Origin of the sequence: Streptomyces sp. NPDC050315, assembly GCF_040655775.1 — a bacterium.
Lineage (GTDB): Bacteria > Actinomycetota > Actinomycetes > Streptomycetales > Streptomycetaceae > Streptomyces.
Map to the genome: position 1 here is coordinate 472,346 of NZ_JBFAKN010000003.1, position 11,920 is coordinate 484,265.

Annotated in this window: 8 protein-coding genes; 3 read left to right on the forward strand and 5 right to left on the reverse strand. The window is 70.2% G+C overall.

What is annotated here, in order from left to right; all coding sequences use genetic code 11:
- Nucleotides 1–9 precede the first annotated feature (9 nt).
- The 3 genes from AB0I82_RS13405 to AB0I82_RS13415 are packed head-to-tail and all read right to left on the reverse strand — an operon-like array spanning nt 10 to nt 5,391.
- On the reverse strand, nt 10–1,293 hold the full coding sequence (locus AB0I82_RS13405; protein WP_363257343.1) for a histidine kinase: 1,284 nt from the start codon (nt 1,291–1,293) through the stop codon (nt 10–12).
- A gap of 35 nt (nt 1,294–1,328) precedes the next feature.
- The gene (locus AB0I82_RS13410) at nt 1,329–2,474 is read right to left on the reverse strand and encodes a Glu/Leu/Phe/Val dehydrogenase dimerization domain-containing protein (RefSeq protein ID WP_363257344.1); all 1,146 of its coding nucleotides are present in this window, start codon (nt 2,472–2,474) and stop codon (nt 1,329–1,331) included.
- The gene (locus AB0I82_RS13415; protein ID WP_363257345.1) at nt 2,467–5,391 is read right to left on the reverse strand and encodes an FAD-linked oxidase C-terminal domain-containing protein; all 2,925 of its coding nucleotides are present in this window, start codon (nt 5,389–5,391) and stop codon (nt 2,467–2,469) included. Before AB0I82_RS13415 ends, AB0I82_RS13410 begins: the two co-directional genes overlap by 8 nt.
- Nucleotides 5,392–5,573: 182 nt before the next feature.
- On the opposite strand from AB0I82_RS13415, the gene AB0I82_RS13420 reads away from it, so the two are divergent.
- Nucleotides 5,574–6,488 (forward strand): LysR substrate-binding domain-containing protein, encoded by a 915-nt coding sequence (locus AB0I82_RS13420; protein WP_363257346.1) that lies wholly within the window; start codon nt 5,574–5,576, stop codon nt 6,486–6,488.
- Here AB0I82_RS13420 and AB0I82_RS13425 read toward each other — a convergent pair.
- A complete protein-coding gene (locus AB0I82_RS13425) occupies nt 6,485–7,885 on the reverse strand; it encodes an amino acid permease (protein ID WP_363257347.1) in 1,401 nt (466 codons plus the stop codon). The two genes, AB0I82_RS13420 and AB0I82_RS13425, sit on opposite strands and share 4 nt — an antisense overlap.
- A 257-nt stretch (nt 7,886–8,142) precedes the next feature.
- Nucleotides 8,143–9,057: a LysR substrate-binding domain-containing protein gene (locus tag AB0I82_RS13430; protein ID WP_363257348.1), complete on the reverse strand. Its 915-nt coding sequence runs from the start codon at nt 9,055–9,057 to the stop codon at nt 8,143–8,145.
- Nucleotides 9,058–9,254: 197 nt separating this feature from the next.
- Between AB0I82_RS13430 and AB0I82_RS13435 the strand changes: the two genes are divergently transcribed.
- Together AB0I82_RS13435 and AB0I82_RS13440 are read left to right on the forward strand one after the other, a co-directional pair.
- A complete protein-coding gene (locus tag AB0I82_RS13435; RefSeq protein ID WP_363257349.1) occupies nt 9,255–10,430 on the forward strand; it encodes an FAD-binding oxidoreductase in 1,176 nt (391 codons plus the stop codon).
- Between the two features lie 52 nt (nt 10,431–10,482).
- Nucleotides 10,483–11,883, forward strand: coding sequence for a VOC family protein (locus AB0I82_RS13440; RefSeq protein ID WP_363257350.1), 1,401 nt, complete (start codon nt 10,483–10,485; stop codon nt 11,881–11,883).
- Nucleotides 11,884–11,920 lie beyond the last annotated feature (37 nt).

Consider the following 11,920-nt stretch of genomic DNA (forward strand, 5'->3'; position numbering starts at 1 on the left):
TGGCCCGTCTCAGCCGCCCGGTCGCGGGGACGCGGGGAGCGTGGCCAGTACTCGGAAGCCGCCGTCGGGCAGCGCGCCCGTCTCGATGTCACCGCCGGCCAGCCGCACCCGCTCGCCCAGCCCGATCAGCCCATGACCGCCGCTGGGCAGCAGGGGGCCGCTGCCGTCGGTGGCGCCCTCCGCCGGGCGGCCCGCCGGGCCGTTGGTCACACTCACGCGCAGCGTCCGCGGCTCGTACGCGACACGGAGGTCCGTCGTCGCACCGGGCGCGTGCTTGTGCACGTTCGTCAGCGCTTCCTGTACGACCCGGTACGCGGCCCGCTCGACCGGCTCGGCGAGCGGCCGGGGCTCGCCTTCGGTATGCAGGGTGACGGGCAGCCCGGCGGCCCGGGAGCTGTCGGCGAGCGCGGCGATCCGCTCGACGGCGTCCCCGGCACCGGGGCGCGCTTCGGGCTCCGGTGCCGGGGACGCCTCCGCCCGGGGCCCGGCGTCCCCGGGACCCGCCCCCTCCCCGTCCTCCGGTCCGCCCCTGAGCAGGCCCAGCATCTCGCGCAGCTCCGTGAGCGCCTGCCGCCCGGCCGCCTGGATGATCTCCGCGGCCTCGGCCGTGACCTTCGGGTCGTGTGCTACAGCGGCCAGCGCGTTCGCGTGCACCACGATCAGACTCACCTGGTGCGAGACGACATCGTGCATCTCCCCGGCGATCCGCTGCCGCTCCTCGGCGCGCGCGGCCTCGGCCAGCAGCCGCTGCTCCCGCTCCGCCCGCTCGGCCCGTTCCACCAGCCCTGCGAGAACGGCCCGCCGTTCGCCCACGTACAGGCCGAGGAGCAGTGGCACGAGCATGGCGAGGACGAAGTTCACCAGGAACCCGCCGAGCAGGGTACGCGGATGCGACCAGGCGTCGGCGTTGCTCCAGGGGATGACGTACAGCAGGCCGGCGCCCGCCGCCGCCCACACCGTCCGGCGGCTGCGCGGCCCCCGGTACGCGCCCTCGGCGTAGTACGCGCACGGCAGGGCGAAGATCGAGAGGTGCAGCGTCTCCGCGACGAACGCCAACACGAGCACCACCTCGGGCACCCGGCGCCGCAGCAGCAGCGGCAGCGCGCTCACACCGGCGAGCAGCAGATTCGCCCAGGGCGCCGCGGGCCCGAGGTACGGATTCTTGACGCTGTTCCACACCGACAGCGCCAGCACGGCCGCCGTCACCACCACATCCGCGACGACCGGAGAACGGAACGGCTGCCCGGAGGACTGAACGTCACGGACGTGCTGGCTGCGGCTGCTGGTACTCACCCGGCGAGGATAGGCGTCACCCGCTCAACGCCGCCTCACCGGGGAATGCGTCCCCTGCTGTGCATGGCGGTGCGGACGCGTTCCTCGGCCATGCCGCGGCCGGCCGTGTGCGGATCCGTGCCGCGGCGCTTGGCCTCTTCGAGGACGGCGACGGCGTTGGCACGCAGCCGACCGGAAATCGTCTCGAAGATGGTGGCGGCCTCGGGCCGGAACCCGGAGTAGCGGGCATCCATGGCGAACGCGGCGGCGACGACACCGCCGGCGTTGGCAATGAAGTCCGGCAGCACCGTGATGCCGCGTTGGGCGAGGATCTCCTGGGCCTGCGGCGACGTGGGCAAGTTGGCGCCCTCGACGACCAGTTCGGCCTTGATCCGGTGGGCCACTTCGTCATCGATGACGTCCTGCAGGGCGGCGGGCACGAGGATCTCGCAGTCGACGGTCAGTTCCCGGCCGGGAGCGAGGGCGGCGCCTTGTGAGTGCCGGTTCACGAAGGCGTCGCCGTGCTCCTCGCGGGCGGCCAGTACGGCGGCCACGTCCAGGCCGCTGGGGTCGTGCAGCGCACCGTGGGCCGTGGAGACGGCGACGACCGTGGCGCCGAGCTCGGCGAACCGCGCGGCCGCCGCGGCACCGACGGCACCGAAGCCCTGGATGGCCACCCTGGCTCCGGACAGTGGCAGCCCGAGGCGCTGCGCGGCGGCATCAGTGGCTTCGGCAACGCCGTAACCAGTGACCCCGAGCTTGTCGTAGGCGACGCCACCCAGGTGTTCGGGGGTGCCGACAGCGGCCCCACGGTCGCCCAGCTCGTCCTGGATGATCGCGGCGTCGCTCTCGGTCAGCCCCATGTCCAGGCCCATCACGTACTCGCGGGGCACCTCGTTGGACAGCGCTCGGGCGAACGCGCGCAGGATTGCTTCCTTGTCGCGGGAGGCGGGATCGGCGACGATACCGGCCTTGGCGCCGCCGTAGAACAGGTCGACGCTCGCCCACTTCCAGGTCATGACGCGGGCCAGGCGGGCGACTTCGTCCACCGTCACGGTCGGGCTCATGCGGGTGCCGCCCTTGCCGATGCCCCGGGCCGTGTTGTCGATGACCAGCACGCCTTTCATGCCGGTACGCCGGTGGGAGACAACAACGATCTTCTCGGGGCCCCAGTCGTCAACGAGGGAAAGTGCGTCAGTCACGTGCGTTGTCCTTGTCGGTAGGCAGGTCGGTAGGCAGTGCGCGGGCGATGAGTTGTGCGAGGTGGGTGCCGCGGCGGTCGGTCTGCTGGGCGATCTGCGTACGGCAGCTGAAGCCGTCGGCGAGGATGTGAGTGTCGGGGGCGGCGGCCCGTACGGCCGGCAGCAGGACCTGCTCACCGGCCGCGACGGATACGTCGTAGTGACCGCGTTCGAAGCCGAAGTTGCCCGCGAGGCCGCAACAGCCCGAATCGAGTGTGGTGTTGTCGACGCCCATGCGGTGCAGCAGTGCGGTGTCGGCGCCGAAGCCGGAGGTGGCGTGCTGGTGACAGTGCGTCTGGCTGATGGAGTGCGCTTCCAGGCGCGGGGGTTGCCAGTCGGGCGCCTGGTGGACGAGGAGTTCGGCGAGAGTGACGGTGGTCCGGGCGAGGGCGCGCGCGTCTTCGTCACCGTCGAGGAGTTCGGGGAGGTCGCTCTTGAGGGCGGCGGTGCAGCTGGGTTCCAGGCCGACCACGGGGATGCCCGCGCGGGAGGCTGGGCCCAGCGCGGCGGCGGTACGCCGGGCAATGCAGCGGGCGACGCCGAGCTGCCCGGTGGTGATCCAGGTGAGTCCGCAGCACTGGGTACCGTCGGGGACCTGGACGCGGAAGCCCGCGTTCTCCAGTACGGCCACCCCGGCCTTGAGCACGTCCGGTGTGAAGTGGTTGTTGAACGAGTCGACCCACAGCATGACCGGGCCGCGCTGCCCGCCGCCTTGGGGCGTACGGCTGCGGAACCACTTCAGGAAGGTCTCGTCGGCGAATTGCGGAATGCTCCGCTGCGCGGCGATACCACCGAGCCGCTTGACGATCGGGGCCAGTCGGGACGAGGTCAGCGCGTTGACCAGGCGCGGCATACGGGCGGCGGCCCGCGACAGCAGCGGCAGCCACCCCATCGTGTAGTGCGTGACGGGCCGGATGCGCCCCTTGTAGTGCTGGTGCAGGAACTCCGACTTGTACGTGGCCATGTCCACCCCGACCGGGCAGTCGGCGCTGCATCCCTTGCAGGACAGGCACAGGTCCAGGGCGTCGCGGACTTCGGTGGACCGCCAGCCGTCGGTGATCACTTCGCCCTGGGTCATCTCGTACAGCAGGCGGGCGCGGCCGCGGGTGGAGTCCTTCTCGTCGCGGGTGACGCGGTAGCTGGGGCACATCACATCGCCGCGGGGAGTGGCGGTGCGGCACTTGCCGACGCCGACGCACCGGCGGGTGGCCTTGGCGAAGTCGCCGCCGTCGGCGTGGAAGGGGAAGACCGTTGTGAGTGGGAGCGGGGTGCGGTGCGGGCTGACCCGCAGGTTGCCGTCGAGGGGCAGTGGGTGCACCACCATGCCGGGGTTGAGGCCGTTGTCCGGGTCCCAGGCGCGCTTGAACTCCGCGAACAGGGCAATGATGTCCGGCCCGTACATCAGCGGCAGCAGTTCGGAGCGGGCCTGGCCGTCGCCGTGCTCGCCGGAGAGCGAGCCGCCGTGCGCGGCGATCAGCTTCGCGGCATCGGTGAGGAAGGCGCGGAAGACGGCGTTGCCGTGCTCGGTGGTGAAGTCGAAGTTGATGCGTACGTGCAGGCAGCCCTCGCCGAAGTGGCCGTAGACGGCGCCCTGGAGTCGGTACTGCTCCAGGAGGCGGGTGAACTGCCGTAGGTACGAGCCGAGTTGGTCGGGCGGGACGGCGGCGTCCTCCCAGCCGGGCCAGGCTTCGGACCCGTCGGGCAGGCGGGTGGCCAGTCCGGCTCCGTCCTCCCGGATGCGCCACAGTCGGCGGGCCCGTGCGGGATCGGTGATGACGGCGCTGCCGGTGGAGCCAGCACTCTGCTCCGCCGTAGCGGCCAACGCCCGACCAAGGTCCGGTAGTTCGTCCTCCGTGCCGCCGAGCTCGGCGAACAGCCAGGCCCGGGCGGCAGGCAGCGTATCGATGGCCGCGCGGGTCTCGGGCCGGGTGACGATGTCGGTCAGCGCCTGGTCGAGCCCTTCGAGCGCCAGCAGCCGGTGCTCCTGCAGTGCGGGCACCGCGTCGGCGGCGGCGCAGGCGTCCTGGAAGCCGAGGACGACCAGGGCCCGGGCGGGCGGGGGCGGGATGAGGCGGACGGTCGCGGAGAGCACGACTGCGAGGGTGCCCTCGCTGCCGACCAGGGCTCGGGCGAGATTGAAGCGGTTCTCCGGCAGCAGGTGTTCCAGCGCGTAGCCTGACACCTGGCGCGGGAACCGGCCCAGCTTCGTCCGCAACGCCGCCAGGTTGCGTTGGGCGAGCCGGTGCAGCGAGGCGATGAGCCGGCCGCGGTCGTCGTCCGCGGCGATGGCCTCGTCGATCTCGTCAGGGGTCATCTCGCCGAGCCGGATCACGGTGCCGCGGTAGGTGACCACTTCGAGTTCCACCACATTGTCCGCGGTGCGGCCCCAGGCCACGGAGTGGGTTCCGCACGCATTGTTGCCGATCATGCCGCCGAGCGTGCAGCGGCTGTGGGTCGAGGGATCGGGGCCGAAGAGCAGGCCGTGTTCGGCGGCGGCTTTCTGCAGGTCGTCGAGGACGATGCCCGGCTGCACCGTTGCGGTGCGCGCCTGCGGGTCGAGGGCGAGGAGCCGGTTGAAGTAGCGGGAGAAATCCATGACCACGCCCGGCCCGACGGCCTGCCCGGAGGTGCTGGTGCCGGCGCCCCGGGAGGTGACCGGCACGCCGAGGCGGCGGCATACGGCGAGGGTGTTGAGGACGTGCCGGCGCTCGCGGGGGAAGACCACCGCGAGCGGGATCTGCCGGTAGTTGGAGGCGTCGGCGGAGTACTGCGCCCGGCTCCCCGCGTCCCCGGCGACCTCGCCGCAGCTCCCCCGGCGAAGGGCGTCGGTGACTGCTGCCACATCCACGTTGCCGAGGCTCCGCACTGTCGTTGTCACTGTGCTCGCTCCTTGGTCCACCGGTCACGTCCGACCTGGTCACCCCACGATGTGGGCCAGCCGGACCACGCGACAAGCCCCAGCAGCCCGAAAGAATTGACGCGCGAGGCCAACAGATGCTTATGCTCGCGAGGCCAACAAGTGCTTATGCTCGGAGCCTCTACGCCCCTCGGGAGCCCGCCTTGCTGAAGCCCCTCCATCTGCTCACCCTCAAGGCCGTCGTCCGCAGCGGATCTTTCGCCCTCGCGGCCCGGGACCTCGGCTACACGGCCTCCGCGATCTCGCAGCAGATCTCGGCCCTGGAGAAGGACACCGGGCTGGTCCTGTTCGAGCGGGAGGCGCACGGTATCCGTCCGACCACCGCGGCCCACCGCCTGGTCGACCTCAGCACACGGGCGCTGGCCGCCATGGACGACCTGGACTACCAGGTCCAGGAGCTCGCCACCGGCGCCACGGGCCGGCTGCGGCTGGGCAGCTTCCCGACGGCAAGCGTCCGGCTGGTGCCTTCCGCGCTGTCGGCGCTCGTCGAAACGCATCCGCGCGCGCAGGTCCAACTGGAGGAGGGCGAACCCGAAGAGCTCATCGCCGCGCTCGGCAGCGGCGACCTGGACATTGCCCTGGTGTACGAGTACGGGCTCAGCCCGCGGCAGTGGCCCGACGGACTGACCCGACACCATCTGCTGCGGGAGGACCTGATCCTGTTGCGGGCACGCGGCAGCGGCCTGAGCGCGCAGCTCACCCACCTGTCCGGGGCACGGTGGGTCACCAGCAGAGAAGGCACGGCCGGGGCCGTGACACTCACCCGGCTGTGCGCGGCAGCCGGATTCGATGCCTCGGTCGCCTTCCGCAGCAACAACTACGACGTGGTACGGGAGTTGGTCTCCGCCGGGCTCGGAGTGGCCGTCGTACCGGCCCTCGGCCACGTACCCAGTGACGGCATCGAGGCCACCCGCCTGACGCAGCGACCCGCGCACCGCCAAGTGATGGCCGTGCACCGCAGCGAGAACAGCAACCCCCTGCTGGCCACGATGCTCGATGCCCTGCGCCATGCGGTTCCGGCCGACGTACCGTGTCTGCACCCGGCCGGGACCGACTAGCGCGCGACCGGATCGGGCTCCGGTTCGTCGGAGTCGGACATGTCGTCGAGGGCGTCCAGATCCACCGATCCCCCGGGCATGATCCGGCGCGTGCGGCGGTATCCGTAGCAGGCGTAAATGGCCAGGCCCAGGGCCAGCCAGCCGCTCAGCCGCAGCCAGGTCTCCCACTGCAGGAACGACATCAGCCAGATGGAGAAGACCATGCCCAGGATCGGTACGAAGGGCATGCCCGGGCATCGGAAACCGCGCTTGAGGTGCGGCTTCTTGTACCGCAGTATCAGCACGGCAGCGGAGACGACAACGAAGGCCAACAGCACGCCGATGTTGGTGAGTTCGGCGACGGCATTGATGGGGAGCACGCCCGCGAGTAGGGCGGAGACCACGCCGATGACCCAGGTGGCGCGGTGCGGAACCTTGCGCTTGGGGTGGATGGCGCCGAACCATGCGGGCATCAGGCCGTCCCGGCTCAGCGCGTACCACAGGCGCGAGGCGCCCATCATGAAGGAGAACGTCACGGTGACGATGCCGATGACCGCGCCGACGGCGATGACACTGGCCAGCCCGTTCAGCCCAACGCTCGCGAAGGCGCTGGAGATGCCACTGTTCGGGTCGAGCTCGGTGTAGTGCTGAATGCCGGTGAGTACGAGGCACACCAGGACGTACAGCCCCATCGAGACCGCCAGCGAGAGCATCATCGCCTTGGGCAGCTTCTTCCGCGACTCCACCGACTCCTCGGCAGCCGTGCTCAGGGCGTCGTAGCCGAAGACGGCGAAGAAGACGGTGGCGGCACCGGTGAAGGCCCCGCCGAGCCCGAAGGGGGCGAAGGGCGAGAGGTTGTCGGCGTTGACCTTGGTGAAGCCGACCACGATCACCAGCAGCACGATGGCGATTTTGATAATGGTCAGCACCGTCTCCACCCGGGCCGAGGTACGAGTGCCACGGTTCAGCAGCCATGCCACGGCGAGGCAGATCGCCACAGCAAGCACGTCGACCTTGTGCCCCGCTCCGGTGCCCGGCGCGCCCAGCGCCCAGGCCGGCAGGTGGATGCCGACGGCGTCCAGCAGGAAGCCCAGATAGCCCGACATCCCGATCGCCACGACGGCGACGATCGCGGTGTACTCCAGCAGCAGGTCCCAGCCGACGATCCAGCCGACGACCTCGCCGAGGACCGCGGCGGTGTACGTATAGGACGAGCCGGCTTTCGGGACCATGCCGGCGAACTCGGCGTAGGCGAAGGCCGCGCACAGTGACGCGGCCCCGGCCACCAGAAACGAGATCAGGACGGCCGGCCCCGCGACATCCCTGGCCACGGCCGCGGCCAGGGAGAAAATGCCCGCCCCGATGATGGCTCCGATGCCGATCATCGTGAGCTGGGTGAGGCCGAGCGTGCGCACCATGCGCTCGCCGGAGGGCTGTTCGGAGGGGAGTGTTCGCCTGAAGATTCCCTGCGGTCCTCTTCCCAGCAGCGGTGGGAGTGGAGATTTGGGGGTGTGCTCGTGGGACATCGGTCGCTCCCTGTCAGGCAACGGCGGCACGACGGGCCACCGTCGTGGCGTGGGTCACCACTGGCCTGAAACCATCGCCCAATGCGGTCGTTGGCAAAAGAGAGTTCAGCCCGACACCTTGCATCGCTGAGCACAAGAAGAACTGATGTTTACGCCACCGTGCCGCGCCGGGCCTCGGCCACCGCTTGGAGGACGCCGACCAGAGCGGCCACCGTGGGCCGATGCTCCGCCGACGAACGAAAGACAACGACGATGTGCCGCTCGATCGTCTCGCTCAGCTCCACCACATCGAAGCGTGACGCGCGCAGCCCGAGCATCAGCTCCGTCACCGTACTCACGCCCACCCCCGCCTCGACCAGGGCCAACGTGGCCGCGGTGTCCGTCACCTCGTGCTGCACCTCGGGTTCGATGCCCGCCCGGCGGCAGGCGGTGCGTACGGCCCGGCCGTAGTAGCTGTCGGCCGACGGCAGGATCCAGCCCAGGTCCTGGGTGTCCGCCAAGGAGACGGTGTCGCGGCCGGCCATCGTTCCGGTGGGCACCGCGAGGGAAAAGCGCTCCCGGTGCAGCTGCATCACTCGCAGGGCGGGATCGCGCGGGATGGGCACATCCGGGTAGTCCAGCCCGAGAGCGAGGTCCACGGCTCCTGACGTGACGGCGGCGTAGATCTCGTCCACATCCATGTCACGGCTGCGCACCGTCACCCCGGGATGCGTCTCGCGTGCCCTGCGCAGGGCCGGCGGCAGGATCTCGGCGGCGGCCGTCGCGAAGACCCCGACCAGCAGCGTTCCGGCAGGTTCATTGCGGGTGCGCTCCAGCGCCTCGACGGCCTCGGCCTCCGTGGAGAGGATCCGCTCGGCGTGCCGGGCCAGCGTCATCCCGGCGTCCGTCAGCTCCACCCGCCGCCCGACCCGCTGCAGCAGTTCCATCCCGGTGGCCTTCTCCAGCGCGGAGATCTGCTGGGACACCCCGCCGGGGGTGTATCCCAGGGCCTCGGCCACGGCGGTGACCGTTCCGCGCCGGGTCAGCTCCACGAGTGAACGCAGCTGAGCACTCGTCCAATCCATATAGCAAGAGTAAAAGGTGGGGTGCACTAACTGTTCATGGACGTCAACGGTGGGTTGCTGCACGATGGCGCACAGCTAGCTGATCAGCACCGACACGCACTGACATGCACTGAGACATGCACTGACAGCCCAAGCCAACGCCCGCCGAACGGATACCTCTTCGGATCGGGCGTCGGCCCCTGGAAGGGATAGGCATCGTGTCCTCTTCATCCGCCTTCCGCACCGTCCCGTCGACCGCCGATGTCGTGATCGTCGGCGGTGGTGTGATGGGTACCAGTACCGCGTTCCACCTGGCCGAGGCCGGGGTGCGGAACATCGTTGTTGTCGAGCGTGGGGAGCTGGGCTGCGGCAGCTCGGGCAAGCCCATCGGCGGCGTCCGTGCGCACTTCTCCGACCCGCTCAACATCGAGCTGGGCAGCCGGAGTCTCCGTGCCTACCAGGACTTCCCGTACCGTCCCGGCGCCGACATCCGTCTCGACACCGTCGGCTACCTGTTCCTGCTCACCACCGCCCAGCAGGCCGCGGACTTCGAGATCAGTGTGGGGATCCAGAACGGCCTCGGCGTCCCCAGCCGGATGGTCGGCCCGAGCGAGGCGCGCCGGTTGTGTCCGTACGTCAGCACCGACGGGCTGGTGGCCGCCGTGTACTCACCCACGGACGGTCATGCCCGCCCCGGGCTGGTCGTCCAGGGATACGCACACGCGGCGGCTCGGGCGGGTGTCACCTTCGCCACGCACACCGCCGTCACCGGCATCGACACCACCGGCGACCGGGTGACGACCGTCCACACCGACCACGGGCCGATCGCCTGCTCCACCGTCATCTGCACCGCCGGCGCCTGGTCGGCGCGGATCGGCGAGCTGACCGGGGTGGGCCTCCCGGTACGGCCCGTACGACGCCAACTGGCCTTCACCGCACCGCTCACGCCGCCCGCCCCGCGCATCCCCTTCACCATCGACTTCGCGTCGTCGGCGTACTTCCACAACAGCGACGACGGGCTGCTGTTCGGCCTGGCCGACCCCGACCAGCCGGACGGCTTCGACACCACCTGGACCCCGGAATGGCTCGAGCTGTTCCGCGATGTCGCCCGGCACCGGGCACCCGCCCTCGCGGACATGGAAACGGTCGGCGGCTGGGCCGGACTCTACGAGGTCACCCCGGACCACAACGCACTGATCGGCCGCTCCGCCGAGGTGACCAACTTCCTTTACGCCACCGGCTTTTCCGGCCACGGTTTCCTGCAGGCCCCGGCGGTCGGCGAAATCGTCCGCGACCTGTACCTGGACCGCAAACCCTTCGTGGACATCACCCCACTCAGCGCCGACCGCTTCACCACCGGGGCCGAGATCCGCCCCGAAGCCCACGTGGTGTGAATCCGCGGACCGCGTTGTTAAAGGACACTCCGACCGAAAGGCAACACTCGCGATGATCAGCCAGTGGCAGCTGCGCGCCGCATTCGCCGCGCGGCTCTCCGACATGTACGGGCGAGAAGTCCCCGCGTACACCACGCTCGTGGACGTCTCCCGTGAGGTCAACGAGGATGTCCTGCGCGCGCGGGGCGCCGACGCCGAACGCCTGGGATCCATCGGCCGGGTGACCGCGGAACGCCATGGCGCTATCCGTGTCGGCACCCCACAGGAAATGCAACAGGTCGCGCGCGTCTTCGGCGCCCTGGGCATGCATCCGGTCGGGTTCTACGATCTGCGCGAGGCGGCCGCCAGCGCCGTACCCGTCGTCTCCACGGCGTTCCGCCCGATCGACGGCGAGGAGCTCGCCCGTAACCCCTTCCGCGTGTTCACCTCCATGCTCACCCCCGCCGACCCACGCTTCTTCGACGACGAACTCCGCGCCCGTCTGGAGACCTTCCTCTCCGAACGCGAACTCTTCTCCCCGGAACTGCTCACTCTCGCCGACCGGGCCGAAGCCGAAGGCGGACTGCCCGAAGCGGAGGCCGAGCGCTTCCTCCAACTGGCCGTCCCGACCTTCGAGTTGTCAACGGAACCGGTGGACAAGGCCTGGTACGAAACCCTGGAACGCGTCTCCGCCGTCGCCGCGGACATCGGTGGCGTACGCAGCACCCACATCAACCACCTCACACCGCGCGTCCTGGACATCGACGAGCTCTACCGGCGCATGACCGAGCGGGGCATCGAAATGATCGACACGATTCAGGGGCCGCCCGCCTGGAAGGGCCCCGACGTCCTGCTCCGGCAGACGTCCTTCCGAGCGCTGGCCGAACCCCGCGCCCTGCGGCTGCCGGACGGCACGGTGACCAGTGGCACCCTGCGCGTGCGCTTCGGCGAGGTCGAGGCGCGCGGCATTGCCCTCACGCGTGAGGGCCGTGCGCTCTACGACCGGCTGCTGACGACCGTGGACCGCGCGGCAGCAGCCCAGCCCCACACACCGCGCAGTGAACTGGCCCGCGCCGCGTGGACCGAGCACCTGCCGCACACCGAGAACGAACTGGCCGCGCAGGGTCTGGCGTACTTCACCTACCACCTGGCCCACCTGGCACGCGAGCGGCTGCGCGCCGGAAACCGACCGCCGACCAGCATCACCGAGTTGGTCGAACAGGGCTGGGTGCACGCACAACCCATCGTCTACGAGGACTTCCTGCCGCGCTCGGCGGCCGGCATCTTCCAGTCCAACCTGACCGGCGAGGGCGCCAAGAACAGCGACCGGACGGGCACCGCGTACGACGCCGAGTGGCTCTCCGGCGCCATCGGCCGCGACGTGCTGGACCCCTTCGCCCTGTACGAGCAGCAGCAGAACCACTCCCTTGCCCTGGTCGCACGGGAGCTGGGCCTCGACGGCGCCTTCAAGTAATCAACTGATGGACCCTCAGCTTCCATAAGGAGCAAGC